We start from the raw sequence: 16,466 nt of genomic DNA, 5'->3' as shown, positions 1-16,466 counted from the left end.
CTCGATTTTAAGGTAAATATCAGACATTTCTTTCCTTTAACTTAAATCCGTTTTGTCCCAATATCCCGCAGCCCAATTGCCACAAAGCGTTGTCAGATGCAGTATTTCTTTTTACTCAGCCCCCTCCTTTGATTTTTGCATTAAACCAAATCCACTCAAAACCAGTACCAACATGAGCGTTAAAACCCAAAACCAATAAGCGGCTCCCAAAGTCATTATTTCGCCTTGCCTGCCATTTTCAGAAATCAGCACTTGCTCCCAACCCGCAAAGCTGATAGCCAGCCCAAAGGAAATTAATGCAAATAAAAAACGCCACTTCGGTTTTTTCTTAAAAAAGAAAAAAGCAAATAACGCTAATGGATTAGCCAGCCATACCAAAAACTCCAAAATCCCTCCTCCCCAAAAAGACAAAAAACCAAGAACAAACAATTCCAGTCCATTGTATTTTTTAACACCATCATAGTCCTGCACAACCAATCCATTGAAAAATAGAGAAGCAACAAAAAACACAACGATTAAAACCCGATATTTAGCCCTTCCAAACCCTATTTTATCTTTCACTTCAATTGTTTTTCCCATTTTTCGCAATGCCAAAGCCAGAACGTTACCCGTTATCCTCTTTAAATTTGATTAATCCTTCCATTTCTGATAAAACATCCGGGGCTTTGAGGTATTCTGGGGTACCAAACTTCAATTCCAAATTGAATTTCTTTGAAAGACCATTTAACGTTTCCATATTGGCTTTTATTTCCCCTTCAAACCAATTACTCCATGCCATCCAAATTAAATCATCCCTTTTTTTAAAGTAATACAAATCAAAATCAACGCCCTTGTCAACCATTTCATCGTTATATTCGGCCAGCAGTTCCCATCGGTCTTTCTTCAAGAAAGACACTATTAAGTAAAATGTTTTGGTGTCGATTCCAGTGGCAATAGGGTAATTTGTATCGGTCATTTCGAGGATTCTTAAAGCTCTTTCTCTACTTTCTTCAAGAGGTCAATCAGCTCCTTTAATTCTTCCCGACTGTAACCGTAAATGTTATTTTCCCTTGATGGCAGGGTTATATAATTCTCCCAGCCTTTACTAACCGCATTATAAACCCCTCCAAATTCAATATTATTCGACGTCCGAAATTTATACTTCGTCTCAACCTCTGCCCTATTGTTTTCCTTTTGGTATAGGATCGACAACGACTCGATTAATTTTGAAAGTTCGGTCTTATCTATGGTCAAAGTCCGTTGAGAAAAAGCATCGTAGGTCTTGTATTCCGTCATAATACCCAACACCCCCTCTGTTGAACTGTCAGACGTATCTTTCGAAACAATTTTCTGGATAGTCAGATGCTTGAATTTCCCCATGCCAAAAACTTGCTTTTCAATCAAAACGCCTTTACGCGAATGAACCCGAACCTCGCCGACAACCGAGGACGCTCCTCTGGCAGGCACTCGCGGTAAACTTTGAGCCATTACAACAGAAGCTAAAACCACTAAAGAAGTAGCCAATAATTTCTTCATAGATTATTTAGATTTTTCAGGCAATTTTTCAGCGAAAAAGTTCTATTTATAAGTGTTCAGCCTATATAAAACTTCATTCAGTAACGACTGGTAGTTGTTGTATTCTTCGTCAGACAAAACTCTTTTTTCACTAATATAATCCAAAACCTTTATTGAATTTTTGAACTCAAAATAAATTTCATCTTTGTATGTAGGAATGTTTTCAGCCTTGGTTTCGATGTATTCATCCAATTCTCTTTCCTTTTCTTTTCTTTGGCTTTCGTAGTAGTCGTCATAAGCAAATTTCCTTAGTTGAACTATCGAATTTATTTCAACCACATCCTTAAACACACTTGTTAATTTAGGGTTTTTATTTTCAAAAAAAACATTTACCGCCAAATCCATATGGGGAATAAATTGAAAGAAATCATTTAATTTATAGTTAGCAGAAACATACTCCCGCGCTTTCATCAACTTATAGTTTCGCTCATCCGAAAATTTATATAGTTTTTTCGTTTCGTATTCCTGATTCAGCTTTTCTGCAAATGCAATGAAGGCTTCGAGCTCTTTTCTTGATTTTGACGGAAGCTCTTTGGAATTATTTTTAATATTCATCATGTACCAAAGTATCTCGTCCATCAAAAAGTTTTGATACTTCAAAAACAATTTATCCTCATCTTTTAATACCATCAACTGGTATTTAAGATTGTTTAAATTAAGAATAGGATGGTAATTCCACGTATTGTACGGTCTTAGTTTATTAATTTTCGGATAAGTCGTGTCGGTAGAGCCAGAATTAGCAGCATTAAACAAGTTTTTATTGACTTCGGGAATAGGAACATTGTCCGGAAGAGCGGCATAGCTAAATTCCTTTATTTGCTTGTTATTCTCCGAAAAAATCTTTTTTTGTTTTGTGTAGAAATAAAGCGCCTCACTTTTTTCATCCAACCTTTTGAGTTCGTTTGCAACATCATCTGCATTAAATTCATCTATAATATAAAATGCCGTTAATATATTTTCCAAAATGGCCGCTTTATATTTCTTTTTTATTTTTTCACTTCCCTCCGGTATTTTCGCCGCTTCATTTTTCCAAAGCTCTATCGCACCAAGAATTTCCGTTTTATTGATTGGATTGATGCTATTTTTTAACTTAGAATAAGCATTGTCAAAATCAGGAGAAGTAAAATCATCCCCAGACTTCAGGTAATTGAAAACCAATCTGTTTTTAACGTTGTTTTCGGTCATACAATCCCTGATGGTTTGATAAGCCTTAATCGTCAGTCTTTCAATCTGCTTTTTTTCAATTTCATTAACGACTTCCGGCCTAAATTCTCCGTTTAGAATATATTTCCCCACATCCGCGTTAGATACGGTTTCGTTTAACAGCGTAACAACTCCAAGTGAAGAAAGGCCAACCTCTTCGCTTTTCCAGTTGTTTTGCGAACTGTTTGATAATTCGATGTCCTCTTGATAAAAAACACCCTTATCTCTTTCCATAAGGTACAAAACGGCCTTAATATTAGATTTAAAATACAGCTCATTCAACGTCGTTCCCAACTTTCCGATTTTAGCCGTAGCCGGTTGGTAAGAATAATCCAAAACCGCAATATACTTCGGTGTACTTGTGTTGTTTAGGATGTATCTAGGCACACTCACGTAAGTGTTGAGCAGATTATTGTTTTTTAGTTCTTCAGCAGAGGTGGTTCTCACCAAAGTAATATCGATAGGATTTTCTGTTTTCAGTAATTTGGGCTGAACAACCTTAGTCAGCTCCAACGTTTCCGATTTGATTTTCTGAGCATTACCATAGACGAATACCCCCAGTGTCAGAATGGATAAAAGAAATTTTCTCATTTATTTAAATGTTTATAAAGCGACGTTATATTTCAAATTTTGCAATGTTTTTTTAAGAGTTTCGACCGATCAAAACCGATGCTTTTCCCCTACCGCTAATTTACGCAAAAAAAGTAATCTGTGAACGCTAAAGCGTGTAAACAAGATTCCCCTCCCCCCAAAAAAAATCCTAACGTCTGCGCACTCTTGTTTATCCTCCGTTTTTATTTTAGATATTTTTCGAAAAGTTTTATTGAGGCCGATTTTACATCTTCGTATTTATACCCCTCTCTAAATCCAATTCCCGGATTAAAATGAACAGAACCCCGATTTGCACAAAGCACGTACTCGGATCCTTTTAGAGTTACGGAAGTGGGCGAAAACTCGGTTTGCACCCTCAATAAAGTTGTTCCATTCTTGTCTTTTACATAAAACAGATGTTTGTTATAAATATTACCTTTATTTCCATTTTCGTAACGTTCAAAAACTAAAACGTTATTATTTTCCCATTCAAATTGCTCGATGCAAAACATATCTTCCAAATTTGTACCTATTAGCTTACCTTGTCTATGTGCCTCATAAAGATTTTTTTTCAAAGGTTCAGCCTTATCATAATCCCTATTGTGATAGTATATTTTAATCAGTTTAGAATAGGAATGATAATCATTTGGAGCGATTTGAATAATTTCTTTAAAAATTGGCTCCGCCTTTGCGTAATTTTTTTTCAAAGACTCCAATAACCCAATATTGAAAAGTGAATTCGCATAATATTCGGAGGTGGGATTTATATTATTCTTTGCTTGACAGAATGCTTCTAATGCTTTTTCGGTGTCTTTTGAATCCGAATACATCTGGCCCAACATATAAAATGTTCGTTCAGGACAATCAGGAAGTTTTGTTGCTTTTAAATAAGACTCCGCCGCTTTTATATAATCTCCTTTTTGATGGTAAGCATCGCCAAGACCACTCAACGATTCCACATCATTTGGATTTAATTTTATAGCTTTTTGAAAATGGACGATGGCTTCATCAAACTCCCCCATATAATTTAATGTAGAGGCTTTTATAAAAAAGGGAGCCGGATTCTGATTATCCTTTTTGATTGATAAATCCATAAACTTTAAACATTCTTTGTCGTTCTCCAACATATAGAACGCTTGGCCGATATAATACAAAGATTGAGCAGATAAGTTTTCGTAATTCTTCGAATATTCCTCTACAATTTTTTTATATTGGTTTTGTTCCGTTAAAGTTTTCAGTTCTGAGTTTAAATCTTGAGCGTTTATAGAAGTCGCACAAAGCGCAATTAATAGAGCTGCAAATAAAGGTTTCATTTGGTATAAAATTTCAGATAATGCCTGAGGGTTGCCAATCAACTAAAACACCATCAAAGATAGACAATAGTTTCAAGTAAATCCATCTTGCTTTTATATTTTCTCTCGTTTCCACGCTGTAACTTTTATTCCGTCGAAAACCTAAACGTTTAACCTTACACTATTCTAAGCAACAACCCTCCATTATTTTTCTAAATTTATAAAAAAGGGAGAAACTTTCAGTTTCTCCCTTAACTCTCCATTTCGTCAATACGATGTTGACAGAAGTTTTTTAAAGCTTTTCTAATTGTCCAACTTTTTTCCAATTTTCATCAACTTCCAACGAAACAGCAATATAAACTCCATTTTTTGATGTATTAAATGCCATTCCTTGTTCAAGCTTTGCGTCCAGTTCTTTTGGAGTAAGACTATAAATCGCTCCTGTAACGGGGTCAACAATTAACCCAATAATCCCTCCAAAAACGATATTACCAAGATACCAAGCATTAAATTTTTTTGTTATTCTGGTTTCATACGATTTATATCCATCTAATTTTATCATAACTTGATACTCCCGTTTTCTTTCCAGCTTAGTTTCGTATGGCGTTTTTCCAACTTCCACCTCATCAATAAACACAGTAGCTTCACTTGGCGTACTTGCAAATTTTACGGTTTGTCGGCTCCCCGAAACGATTGTTGCACAACTTGTAGTCGTAAATACTACGGCTAAGCCCAAAATAAAGGATAATTTTCTCATATTTTTTCTTTATAGTTTTATTTAACTTGTAACTGATATTGTTGTAAAGCACTAACATCCCCTTCATATTTGTAAAAATCAACTTCAATTCTATGACAAGTACTCCAAAAATTCGGGTTTTTAGCTTCTGTTACTTTTACAATATTCGCTCCATTTTCACGAGCTATCTGTCTGGCTCTTATAAGATTTGAATTAAAATTACAGTCCGTTGAAAATCCAGAATCGCCAAATTTTGCGTTTCCAATTCTTTTAGCCGTTTCAGGAACCTTATGATTTAAATCTAAGAAAGCTACTTTATCATTTATAGTTAATGCCGTTTCCTTGTTTGAAATATCTGTTTTTACCGTTGAAGCACAGCTCGCTAAAATTAGAGCTACACTTAAATTAAAAAAGATGTTTTTCATTTTTGGTATTCATTCTTTTAAATTTATCCCGAGCAAATGCTTTTTCAATGGGACTAAATTATTAAAAAAAGTCGAATTGAAAAGCATATGCGGATAAATTTCCTGTTTTTCAACTCAACACCGCTCCGCGAACGTCGCACATCAACAGCTTTGCAAAATCCCCTTACAGAAGCTTCGCTCCCAAAGGGGACTTCGCAAAGCCGCCGGAACGTTAGCCGTAGTTATTAGCTTTTTATAAAGATCGTTTAAAATTGGATGTATTTTATTGTTAAAGTATAAATTGGGGTTTTCTAGGTGTTCAAGTTTGCTAATGACTTTGTATAGATTTGATTGTAATATTTCTAAATCTATATTTTTTCTTTTCTTGTTAATGCTTAAATCTTTTTTTATTCTATCATAACCACTTAAAAATATATGACAGACTTTATTTCTTCTGTATTCAATATATTGTAATTCCTCTTCAGAAAATTGATTTTGTATATTTTCAATTTGAGTAATCAACGTGCTATACCAGTTAGCATTTTGTGTTTCGTTTTTTGCGTGGCAATTCTTGAGTATCTTTTGCGAATATGCTAATCCATCATTGAGAAGCTCATATATTTTTACATAAAAACTATCTTGATATATTAAGTCATACTCTTTTTGTAATGAATCGTTAAGATAAAATAAGATCTTAAGCCAATTTTCAAAATCTTCAAAGTCTTTAAAAGTTTGAAGATTAAATGTAAATATTCTATTTTTCATTTAAAAAAGAGTGTTGTAATATGACTACAGCTAACGGAAAAAGCATTTGTGAAAGGTGGTCGAATTTGAATCACTCGTTCAATTTCAACCAACCAAAGCAGAGGCTTTTTGGCTTCGCCGAATCTTCGATTTCAATGAAACTAAATTATTAAAAAAAGTTGAATTGAAAAGCATAGGCGGATAAATTTCCTGTTTTTCGACTCAACACCGCTCCCCGCCTTGCGCAAATATGATGTTAGCCGTAGTATTAATATACGCAACAAGAGGAGATTCCTCCACACCCGTAGCAATACGGTTTATTTAGTTGTTTTCGCACAATTTTAAATTTTTCCTTTAATTTAAGGTTTTCATCGATGATTGTAACTAATATTTGTGCCTTTCTACGCAAAACATTCTGCTCAACATTATCCTTTTTAGTATTCTCCGGATAAACTTCTTCGAATTCAAGCTTTTTAGTATTTTTTGAATTATTTATTTTAAATACTAAAACGTCAGGATCTAAAAAGTTTATAGATTTACAGTCTGCGTCGTTTCTGCAGTCTTCGATAGTTTCAATACCTGCATTTTGCAATTTCTTCATTGTATTTTCTACAATACTAGGATTTAAGTCTATTTTAATGACTATTTCTTTATGCTTTCTGATTAAAATGCCTAAAAACTTTTGATGGGGTTTATAGAATTCAGCGTTGATATATCCTCGGTAAGTGTCATTTTCATCTTTAATTAAATGTATTTCTTGTGGGGATCCGATCATCAAAATTTTATATTCAACAAAATTTGAATTTTGGCTTAATAGAAATTGAGATAGAGTAATGACAAAAAGTAAACTATAAAATATCTTCATTTCAGGAGATTTTAAAAACATTGCGGCTAACGGAAAAAGTATTTGCAAAGGGCGAACCAAATTGAACCTAAAGTTCAATTTGGACCAACCTAAGCAGAGGCTTTTTGGCTTCGCCGAATCTTCGATTTCAATGAAACTAAATTATTAAAAAAAGTCGAATTGAAAAGCATTTGCGGATAAATTTCCTGCTTTTCGACTCAACACCGCTCCCCGCTTTGCACAAACACGATATTATCTGCCGTTTTTTTATTTTATTCTCTTAATTGTTTATTTTGAAAAATTCTTAGCATCATTTTTGAAAACTCAAAAACGATTATTGAATTTTTTCGTAATAATGACTTAGCTTATAATTTAACCCTATTCTATGCTTCTGAAAAAGTTTATTTGTCATTATTGTTTTGCATTCCGCTTTGCCATATTCATAATTACAATTTAAGTGCAAATTATTATTTTCAAATTTGTAAGTTTCCTTTACCGTAAAATTTACTTTCAAAAGTTCCATTATAAATAGATTGTTAGAGTATCATGCTTATGAGGTGCTTCTACACAACAATGTTTATTAGTAAAAATTCCTATTTGCATATTTCCCAATAATTTCATCCTTTTTCAATTGAAAATTCATGTTTAGAGACATAACGATTCCTACAAAAACGAAACCTAAAATTAGCAGTATTTTTTTCATAAAATTACAGATAACGGTTGAGTATTTGCGAAAAGTGTGTTCCACCACAAAAGTACAAGATAATGACTAAATTTCATTTAAGCACAAAATCTCAAAAATACACTTCAGTCGCCATTTACCAAAGCAGTGTTAGCCTGCCGTATCATTTGTTTATATCTTGTTTCATTCTGTCAGCATAATCTCTAATCATCTTATTTTTTACGTCAAGCGTAGTGAGTTCTTCATACCATTTATTGAAATTCTCTATGTCTTTTTTAAAGTAAAAATATTGTAAAATATTGTAACAATTTTCAGCATCATATTGTTTATCTGTTATTGTTTTTTTAGCCGAATTATACTGTTGAACAGCCTTCTCTATTTTATCGATTTTTGTTAAAGTATAGATGTACTCTTTGCTTACATAAGCATTTGATGAGTTTGAATTTATCTCCTCTTCTAAAATATTTTCTGCTTTGTCGTATTGCTTTAGACAGTTATAGGAAAAAGCAAGTTCCACCACAAGTCCGCTATATTTTGGATTCATTTTTTCTGCTTTTTCAAGAAAGGTTAAAGCCTTTGCACATTCACCCCAGGCGTTATACATATACCCCCATTTATAAAGTCTTTCAATTGTATTTTCATTCGTTTTATAATATTTTAGCCAGCGTGGAGTAGCTTCAATTTTAAGTTCGTTAAATTTATTTTCTGGAATAAAAGCAACCAAAACACTATTGGGTTGAAGTCTAACTTTCATATTTGTACTGTTAAGTTTTGTAGGAATAAATTCTCCGGTTGGCAAAATTTTAAAAGTTCCTTCATAATTTAATGTCAGACCAGCATCCGATTCAATATAAACAAATCCAAAATGAAAAGAATCGTCTTCATTTTTTTGAAATGCGCCCCATTTATCTTCGCTTTCAACCAAACGTTTATTAAATTTTATAGAGTTATTTACTTAATTACTACAATTTGATGCCATCCTAACCATTCATGTTTCACCATTCTTTTTATTAGGTTGTCAAAAATTGTTTCTTTATGAATAGAACGATTAAGTCTGTAAAAATATTCATCTAAATATTTCTGTAAGTGAAATTTACTTACATGAGTCTGTATTGTTCTTAATCCCGATTTAACTTGCTGTATTATTGTATGGATTTGTTTAAAATTTGATAAGGGTTCGCTTTTCTCCTGTGTGATATTGGTATATTCTTTAGCTATTTTGGCATATGCAGTCCATTTATCTGTCTTTACCTTAGCCTCTTTGCTGATATGGTCATCAAATATAGGTTTTATAGATTTTGCAGAATAATCTTCAATTACTTTGGCGTATCCTCTTTTAATTTTTCCTTTATCCGTAAGCTCAACGGCACATACAACTTTGGCTTTTTTGTGTCGTAACTTCTCCCCTGCTTCCCCGTTTCTTTGCCTCCTACTACAAATTCATCTACTTGAACCTCTCCTTTCATTGGATGTTGTTTGGATGACTTCATAGCTGTTTTAACTTTCTGTGTAAAGAGCCAAGCTGTTTTTTGCGTAATCCCATAGCGTTTAGCAAGCTGAATAGTTGATATACTCTTAGTGGTACAACTCATCTCAAAGACTATACAAAATGCCTTTTGAATACCAAATTTCACTTTATGAAATAAAGTATGAGCAGTAGGACTTTCTATGCTATGACAACTTGTACATTCTCTATCAAATGGGCGTTTTGCTTTGCAGTAATTTCTATGTCCACATTTCCTGCATTTAAAACCATTTGACCATTTTATTTCTGACAAAACTGATAAGCACGATTCATCGTCAGGGTATTGCTTTATGAACTCTAAAATATTCTCCCCCTTAAATATGTGTTCCATAATACTTGTATTTACTGCAAAGACACGTATTTTTTATGTAAATAACTCTAAAATTTTAAATCAGTTTGTGCATTAAGCTTTGTCGTTATTGAAACTATAAGTAGAATTAGATATTTCATTTGAATGTACGTTTTAAAAATTAAAAATATGGCAGCTAACATTCCGCTCGCTTGGTATTACCGAAGGTGGGGCTGCTTAGCGTCTGACTTCAACTAAATGCCATGCTTCGAAAGTAAACAAAATTTCCGGAAAAGCAAATCGATTCCGCTTGCGGCAATACCTTGTTACAGGCTGGAGTTTTTGTTACCATCAAGTTGCCTTTCATATTGTCAGCTTAATAGACTCTTTAATATTCGTTGGTTGCTGCCATTCATTAAGTTTTGTCTACAACGCTTGCGGATAAGACTACCGGATTTGGATCTTTTCTCTATCTAACTCGGTGTACTTTGATGAGAGACGAAGTGTTTGAAAACCCAGTTAAATCAGCATGTTTTATGACCTGTTATTGGCAACAGCCATTTATTTATTCTGTCAGTATTTCAATCATTTTTTCACTGTGTTCTTTTATTTCATTATGATTGTTTGAGCCATTTGTGTCCCAATGTTCATATTCCATCATAATGCGTTGTTTTATACTGTCAATTGTTGGACTTCCTGTATAATAATCTTTCTTTGCTGTTGGCATTAAATTACTTAAACGTGAATTTTTACTACTGCTAATCAGACATAAATTTCCGAAGTTGTCTAACCAAACAGCATCTTGTCCTTTTAGAATTAAGTTTTCGTCAATAGGGTGTTGAGGATAATAATGCTCTACTGAACTTCTAAATGTGTATTCAAAATCTTTTATACGGTTGTCTGTAAATACTTGTTCATCTTTGATTTTGAAATAGTTTTTATCGGCTCTGTAATCTTGCCACAACAAATAATCCAGATAGTTGAAAATAAAATTTTCTACGACTGTCCCTTGATTGAGTTTATTTGTATCAATTTCAGAATTTCTTTGTTTGCCTTCGTTGGTATAGATTATTTCAAAAAATTCTTTTGGTTTTTTTGCTAAATACCTGTCGTTCAAGAATGCCTTTGCAAGATTTTCAAGGTATGTTTTGTAATCGCCCGCCAAATTAGAACCCGAATATTCTAAAACAAATTTCAATGAAGCATTCAACCAATGCTTGTAAACCAAAGTTGGATTTGAAACGTGAAACATTGAAAGCAACATTAGAATTTCTCTGTTTATACCATCATTAGTTTCTGCATTGTCTGCGTCAAAAGTGTTAACATAACTTACTTTGTTTCCTGCATACCATTGCAGCCGTTTCAAACTCCAATGGTCACTGCCTTTTGCAAATTCTCTTTTTATAATGTATTTGTCAAACAAAAATTTTCCCTTTAAGAGATTATATCCAAGTTCTTTTACAAATTCTTTATTCTTGCTTTTGTCTTCTGTATCCGGTTTTAAAAACGGCTCAAACAATTCTAATAGACGTTTATCGTCTAATGGAATATCGGATTTTGTTTGTATTCTTAAAATGTGAAGCAGGAAGTTCGAAAAATTGATAATTGTATTAAATCTATCCGGGCTTTCGTCAGTATCGCTTGAATTGTAAGTAATTGGTTTTACTGTTTTTAAAAGAAGTTGGCTAATAGTGAGAGCTTCTTCTGAAGCTTGATTATCTTTTGGGATTTGTAATTTTTGATAAACATCGTCTTTACCAACCAAATTGTTCCAATTATTTTTTCCAAATAGTTCATCTCTTTGAGCGACCGAAAAACCGTACTGAACATATTTTTCCATATTTGAAGTTGCTTCCCAAATCAAATTGAAAGCATATTTCAAATTATCATCTTCCAGAATTTCAAGCATTTTTGCTTTTAAAATTTCGTGTTTTTCCAATTGCTCGCCACGACTATTCATTATCTCAAAATAATGGTTCAAATCGGTGTCATCTGGGACTAAAACACGTAAGACAGTAACCTTTTCAAAGAAATAGTTGCAAAAATCTTCTATAGTTAAATTATTGTCTGATAATATTTTAGCTAATGATTTTTTAGCATCTTTATAACCTTGCCGAATAGCAACATTACATTCTTTATTGCCTAAACTTTCATTGTTGAAAAGATACGAAAGCGTGTTTGAGGCAACTTTACGGCAATCAAAAGACAAATTCAATTTATTATACCATGATAAATCAATCGCTGAATATTCATTTTTGATTACGTTCAACAATATGGTTATTGTTGTCAAACGTTGTTGTCCGTCTATAGTTTCATAGGTTACGCTTCCTTCTAATTTTCTTTCGTAAACAATTAAAGAACCAATGTAGTATTTAGGTTTATTCCCTGATACTTTGCTTTTGTGAATGTAATCTACAATGTCCTGAATAAGTTGTGTTATTTGAGGTTCTCCCCATTCGTAATTTCTTTGGTAGATTGGAATCACATAATCATCTGAACCCAATAATGTTTTTATATTGTAGTACTTCGGTTGTTTATCACTCATAATATTTCAAACGCTTGAATTGTTCAATAATTAGTTCTGTCTTGCTTGATTTGTTTTCTTTTAAAGTTTCAAGGCGTAAGTTTAATATGTCATTAGGTTTAATCGTTTCTTTGATTTTTTTAAATAGCTGTATCTGAGAATGCCCTTGATTGAGAGCATAATTATCAACCGAATCAAGTCCAACTGCTTGTAACTTCAAACGCAATATATATGCCCAAACAAAAATTTTATCAATAGCTTTTGATAAATCTTTATCCCCGAATTTGTCTATGTAATAAATCAAGCCACAATAAAACAAGTTACGAATATATTTGTCTCCTGTGCGAAAACTGCCCTCATAAGTTTTGATTGTTTTTAAAACAGGGTATTTTTCACTTGTTTCTTGCGATTTTATGTCATCAATCATCAATTGATAATACTCAATCATTTCAAAAAATCGCTTCCCATTTATGATGGTTCCGTCTATTTGAAACGGAAAAGTCATTTCTTTTTTGTCAATATTTCTGTGATAGGAGCGGTTGTAATTTTCAACATAAAAGTGAGCAATGCGAAGCATAGCTGCAAAAGGATAATTCTCTTCAATGTTTGGACTTACTCCTTTAAAAACATCAACTTCATTTTTTGAAAAATACCGTGCCGAGTGTCCATTACTCCAATTTCTAATTCTGAATAAATACTGTGAAAATAATTTTGATAGTTTTGCTGTGTCCAAACTTTCCCATTTCTCAACTGTTTTTTTGCGTTCTTCTTCTGTTGAAAAATTATTCATTTCTCGCAAGTGGAATGCTTTTAACAAGTCGTGTGGTTCAAGGTCCTTACCTCTTGAATTTTGAGAGTCAAAGAACTGGAATGCCTCTGAAATATCATTCAAAACAATTTCTACCAAAGTGCATTTTTCCAAGAAAAACCATATTGCCTTTTCGTCAAAATCTGCAATTCGTCTTTCAATTTGTTTGTAGTTATTTTGGATATTTGCTTTTGAAATAGCATTGGCAAAAGATAAATTCAAAAGTTTTGGGTCAAAACTCTTTAATGCTTTTTCTTCTTCTGTCGTCTTATTTTGTTTTTGAGTTATTGCGTATGCAATCAATGTTAATGTAATTGTCCGTTGCTGTCCGTCAACAATGTCAGAAATATTGTCGTGACTGTGAACGACGAGTGTTCCCAACCGATACTCCGATTTTTCTTTGTGTATTAGAATGTCGTCAATAAGTTGATTGACATTTTTTGTTGTCCATTTGTAAGGACGTTGATAGCTCGGAATTTGTAGAGAGTCATTTGTAAGCAACTCTCTTACTCTAATTATTTTCGGCTGATTTTGTTTCATTATGTTTTAAAGTCGAATATCAGATTGTTCGGCGTGGGATTGGATTGTTCATAACGTCCCGGCGACTACAAGAAGTTGGCGATTTCAGAGAAGTAAACTGTCTACTAGCACTGAACTTTATACGAAGTACAAAGCTCCATTTGTCCATTGAACTGCCAGTTTCTTGTAGATGCTGTTAACGGTAGTATGTTGTTCTATTCTGTCAGCCATTTGAACCATGTTTTTTGATCAATTAGCGGAATATTATTCTGTTCACAAACATTCATTGTGTGTCCCGTTCCACCTGACATTGGGTTAACTAAATCGTCATAGAAAATACCAAAAGTGGCTGGCCTTATTTCGCCTGTCCCAATTGCTTTTATAGTATCTCTAATTATATAAGCTGCTTTTATTGTATAACGATTCTTGTCACCTGAAACAAATTTGTCAATGAGTTTTTCAGTTTTCTTATTGCTTTTAGACTGATACACCACTTCGGGCTCAGCAGCAATATTGATGTCGTCCAAAGAAATTGTTTCGTATGCTTTATTCGTTTTTTGTCTATGTCCAGAATACGGAGTAATTACTTGTAATCTTTTAGGGTCGACTGCCGTAACTCCTTCAGAAAACAATTGATCTGAACCTTCTGCATTTCCACTTCTAAATATCATGCTTGTTGTATTAGATGCTAACAAACGTCCAAGTGCTGTCAACTTTTCTTTGTCTGCCTCTAATACATTTCTTTTACCTTCAAGAAGAACAATAGAATTAGGTTTATCAAACTGTTTTATAAATTCTCTTAATGTCATTGTCATGTTATTTACAATTGCCGCTAACGGAAAAAGTATTTGCAAAGGGCGAACCAAATTGAACCTAAAGTTCAATTTGGACCAACCTAAGCAGAGGCTTTTTCAATGAAACTAAATTATTAAAAAAAGTCGAATTGAAAAGCATTTGCGGATAAATTTCCTGCTTTTCGACTCAACACCGCTCCCCGCTTTGCACAAATACGATATTATCTGCCGTTTTTTAATCGATATCCTGTATTTTTAATTTAGCGGTTCCTAGAATCAAGTTTGTTAATTCATATAACTTCTCCTCTTTTTGAGGAATTCCGATATAATAAAAACGCCTAAGAGAGTCTTTTTTCTTAAAATTTATTTTAATTGAAGGGGAATCTATCCAATTTATTTTGGTACTGTCTTTTTCTGAAATTTGCGAAAATAAATTCAAAATTTCATTGTATTTTTCAGTGGTAATTTTTCTACTGTCAAGGTATTCATTATGTCGAAAAATCTCTACTTTAACATTTTTCTTATATTTTCTATAAGTTGGAACTAATCTAATATTTGTTTTACTCCCGATTACGATTGCATTCGAGGTTTCAAATTCCAAGTATTCATTTTTTTGAATAGAACAAGAAGAAAAGAACAGAAAAATTATTGTTAAGAATACTATTTTCATTGTGATTTTTTTTGTCGAGATATACTGTTTAACCTTGCAGACAACGGAAGAGGGCTTTACGAGGTGCGGACTACCACAACCGAAAATAGAGAGGGCAACCAATCTCTAGCCTTTTTTTATTTTTTAAAATTACAAAAAAACTAAAAAATGGAAAAGTTTTGCGGGTATTTTCTAAAAATCCTCTGAGATTTCCCTTAAACTCCACATCTTGCAAAACCCGTGTTAGCGGCAGTCTTTTTATTTTTCATCTTTTGGAAAACATTGAGGACCGATTGCTCCACCAACATATTCTAAAACTAAATGCCTATCTACATACCGATATTGACAATCAAAATTGCGTCCGTCAAATTCAATTTGATTTATTGGGTTTTTATAAACATTAAAAAAATACATTCCCATTCCACTTCTTGCAAATCCAACTTGAGTGGGTTCGCCATTTTTTATTTGAATACAATTAGCATCGTCAAGTTTACTTTTCAATGTTTTTAAAATTTCATTATCCCAATTGATTGTTTTAATTATACTATCGGTTCGGTTAGATTCTATTTTTAAATCCCAATCCAAAAAATTGTTTTTTCTCTTTGTGGAGTCTATATAATAAATTCCAAATCTTCTAATTTCTTTATTATTTTCAAACTCAATTTCAACAATTTTATCTTTTGGAACTATACGATTATAGTAAGTAATAACTTCTGAAATTTTATCTTTATTATTAGTATATTCTTCTTTCAAATCTGAAACTGAATAAGACTTATCAAAACCACCAAATGCACTCATTAGAGTTATCATGAAAGCAAAATATAATACGATTACAATGCCTAGTATAATCAAAATTATTTTAATTGATTTTTTCATTTCTTCTTTATTGACAATGGTTTGATAAGATTACTGATGACGGAAAAAGTATTTGCGAAAGGCGGGCTAAATTGAATGGATAGTTCAATTCAGCACAACCGAAGCGAATGCTTTTTCCGTATTGCTAATTTAGGAAAAAAAGTAATACGGAAAAGCAGAAGCGACTAAATATTACCAAACTTTCAATCCTACACTTACCCCCGCCTTTTGCAAATACTATGTTAGCAGAAGTTATTTTTCGTATTCTTTTAATAGTTCAAGTATGCTTTCTTTATCAATATTCATTTTGTCAATTCTTTCTGATAATTCAGGTTTTGATATGCTGAATTCAACTTGCAAATGCAACAGAATTCTGATTAATAATTTGTTTAAATTTTTCGTTTGGCGTGAGGTATCCAAGTCTTTTACGAGGTCGATTATTGAGTTTATTTT

General features: G+C 32.8%; 15 protein-coding genes and 2 pseudogenes. All 17 read right to left on the bottom strand.

Going from position 1 to position 16,466, the window contains the following annotated elements; translation table 11 throughout:
• Positions 1-111: 111 nt before the first annotated feature.
• Complete coding sequence (locus tag VQ048_RS08270) at positions 112-510, bottom strand: hypothetical protein (RefSeq protein WP_327611222.1); 399 nt, start codon at positions 508-510, stop codon at positions 112-114.
• Positions 511-604: 94 nt separating this feature from the next.
• The gene (locus tag VQ048_RS08265) at positions 605-955 is read right to left on the bottom strand and encodes a hypothetical protein (RefSeq protein ID WP_327611221.1); all 351 of its coding nucleotides are present in this window, start codon (positions 953-955) and stop codon (positions 605-607) included.
• Between the two features lie 11 nt (positions 956-966).
• A complete protein-coding gene (locus VQ048_RS08260; protein WP_327611220.1) occupies positions 967-1,515 on the bottom strand; it encodes a hypothetical protein in 549 nt (182 codons plus the stop codon).
• A gap of 42 nt (positions 1,516-1,557) precedes the next feature.
• Positions 1,558-3,348 carry a hypothetical protein gene (locus VQ048_RS08255; RefSeq protein ID WP_327611219.1) on the bottom strand — a complete coding sequence of 597 codons (1,791 nt, stop codon included), beginning with the start codon at positions 3,346-3,348 and terminating at the stop codon, positions 1,558-1,560.
• A 203-nt stretch (positions 3,349-3,551) separates the two neighbouring features.
• A complete protein-coding gene (locus VQ048_RS08250) occupies positions 3,552-4,661 on the bottom strand; it encodes a tetratricopeptide repeat protein (RefSeq protein WP_327611218.1) in 1,110 nt (369 codons plus the stop codon).
• A gap of 271 nt (positions 4,662-4,932) precedes the next feature.
• The gene (locus VQ048_RS08245) at positions 4,933-5,397 is read right to left on the bottom strand and encodes a PEGA domain-containing protein (RefSeq protein ID WP_327611217.1); all 465 of its coding nucleotides are present in this window, start codon (positions 5,395-5,397) and stop codon (positions 4,933-4,935) included.
• Positions 5,398-5,414: 17 nt separating this feature from the next.
• Entirely contained in the window at positions 5,415-5,801 is a 387-nt protein-coding gene (locus tag VQ048_RS08240) for a hypothetical protein (protein WP_327611216.1), read from the bottom strand.
• Positions 5,802-5,942: 141 nt separating this feature from the next.
• The gene (locus VQ048_RS08235; RefSeq protein ID WP_327611215.1) at positions 5,943-6,545 is read right to left on the bottom strand and encodes a hypothetical protein; all 603 of its coding nucleotides are present in this window, start codon (positions 6,543-6,545) and stop codon (positions 5,943-5,945) included.
• Between the two features lie 247 nt (positions 6,546-6,792).
• Positions 6,793-7,389, bottom strand: coding sequence for a hypothetical protein (locus VQ048_RS08230; protein ID WP_327611214.1), 597 nt, complete (start codon positions 7,387-7,389; stop codon positions 6,793-6,795).
• Positions 7,390-8,213: 824 nt separating this feature from the next.
• A complete protein-coding gene (locus VQ048_RS08225) occupies positions 8,214-8,975 on the bottom strand; it encodes a tetratricopeptide repeat protein (protein ID WP_327611213.1) in 762 nt (253 codons plus the stop codon).
• 26 nt (positions 8,976-9,001) lie between these two features.
• Positions 9,002-9,906, bottom strand: a pseudogene (locus VQ048_RS08220) (IS1595 family transposase).
• Between the two features lie 523 nt (positions 9,907-10,429).
• Complete coding sequence (locus VQ048_RS08215; RefSeq protein WP_327611212.1) at positions 10,430-12,409, bottom strand: GmrSD restriction endonuclease domain-containing protein; 1,980 nt, start codon at positions 12,407-12,409, stop codon at positions 10,430-10,432.
• The gene (locus VQ048_RS08210; RefSeq protein ID WP_327611211.1) at positions 12,402-13,736 is read right to left on the bottom strand and encodes a DUF262 domain-containing protein; all 1,335 of its coding nucleotides are present in this window, start codon (positions 13,734-13,736) and stop codon (positions 12,402-12,404) included. Before VQ048_RS08210 ends, VQ048_RS08215 begins: the two co-directional genes overlap by 8 nt.
• Before the next feature lie 194 nt (positions 13,737-13,930).
• Positions 13,931-14,524 carry a hypothetical protein gene (locus VQ048_RS08205; RefSeq protein ID WP_327611210.1) on the bottom strand — a complete coding sequence of 198 codons (594 nt, stop codon included), beginning with the start codon at positions 14,522-14,524 and terminating at the stop codon, positions 13,931-13,933.
• A 220-nt stretch (positions 14,525-14,744) separates the two neighbouring features.
• Positions 14,745-15,179: a hypothetical protein gene (locus tag VQ048_RS08200; RefSeq protein ID WP_327611209.1), complete on the bottom strand. Its 435-nt coding sequence runs from the start codon at positions 15,177-15,179 to the stop codon at positions 14,745-14,747.
• Between the two features lie 237 nt (positions 15,180-15,416).
• Positions 15,417-16,034: a hypothetical protein gene (locus tag VQ048_RS08195; protein WP_327611208.1), complete on the bottom strand. Its 618-nt coding sequence runs from the start codon at positions 16,032-16,034 to the stop codon at positions 15,417-15,419.
• Between the two features lie 328 nt (positions 16,035-16,362).
• Positions 16,363-16,466 (bottom strand): annotated as a pseudogene (locus tag VQ048_RS08190) (IS30 family transposase); the annotation flags it as partial.

This window comes from Bergeyella anatis (genome assembly GCF_036016955.1).
Lineage (GTDB): Bacteria > Bacteroidota > Bacteroidia > Flavobacteriales > Weeksellaceae > JAYWXI01.
This window is presented reverse-complemented; position numbering and strand designations above follow the sequence as displayed.

Bases quoted from the DNA above. Each gene is read 5' to 3' on its own strand.
- VQ048_RS08265 (WP_327611221.1), bottom strand. From the start codon at position 955: ATGACCGATACAAATTACCCTATTGCCACTGGAATCGACACCAAAACA.
- VQ048_RS08260 (WP_327611220.1), bottom strand. From the start codon at position 1,515: ATGAAGAAATTATTGGCTACTTCTTTAGTGGTTTTAGCTTCTGTTGTA.
- VQ048_RS08255 (WP_327611219.1), bottom strand. From the start codon at position 3,348: ATGAGAAAATTTCTTTTATCCATTCTGACACTGGGGGTATTCGTCTAT.
- VQ048_RS08250 (WP_327611218.1), bottom strand. From the start codon at position 4,661: ATGAAACCTTTATTTGCAGCTCTATTAATTGCGCTTTGTGCGACTTCT.
- VQ048_RS08245 (WP_327611217.1), bottom strand. From the start codon at position 5,397: ATGAGAAAATTATCCTTTATTTTGGGCTTAGCCGTAGTATTTACGACT.
- VQ048_RS08240 (WP_327611216.1), bottom strand. From the start codon at position 5,801: ATGAAAAACATCTTTTTTAATTTAAGTGTAGCTCTAATTTTAGCGAGC.
- VQ048_RS08235 (WP_327611215.1), bottom strand. From the start codon at position 6,545: ATGAAAAATAGAATATTTACATTTAATCTTCAAACTTTTAAAGACTTT.
- VQ048_RS08230 (WP_327611214.1), bottom strand. From the start codon at position 7,389: ATGAAGATATTTTATAGTTTACTTTTTGTCATTACTCTATCTCAATTT.
- VQ048_RS08215 (WP_327611212.1), bottom strand. From the start codon at position 12,409: ATGAGTGATAAACAACCGAAGTACTACAATATAAAAACATTATTGGGT.
- VQ048_RS08210 (WP_327611211.1), bottom strand. From the start codon at position 13,736: ATGAAACAAAATCAGCCGAAAATAATTAGAGTAAGAGAGTTGCTTACA.
- VQ048_RS08205 (WP_327611210.1), bottom strand. From the start codon at position 14,524: ATGACATTAAGAGAATTTATAAAACAGTTTGATAAACCTAATTCTATT.
- VQ048_RS08200 (WP_327611209.1), bottom strand. From the start codon at position 15,179: ATGAAAATAGTATTCTTAACAATAATTTTTCTGTTCTTTTCTTCTTGT.
- VQ048_RS08195 (WP_327611208.1), bottom strand. From the start codon at position 16,034: ATGAAAAAATCAATTAAAATAATTTTGATTATACTAGGCATTGTAATC.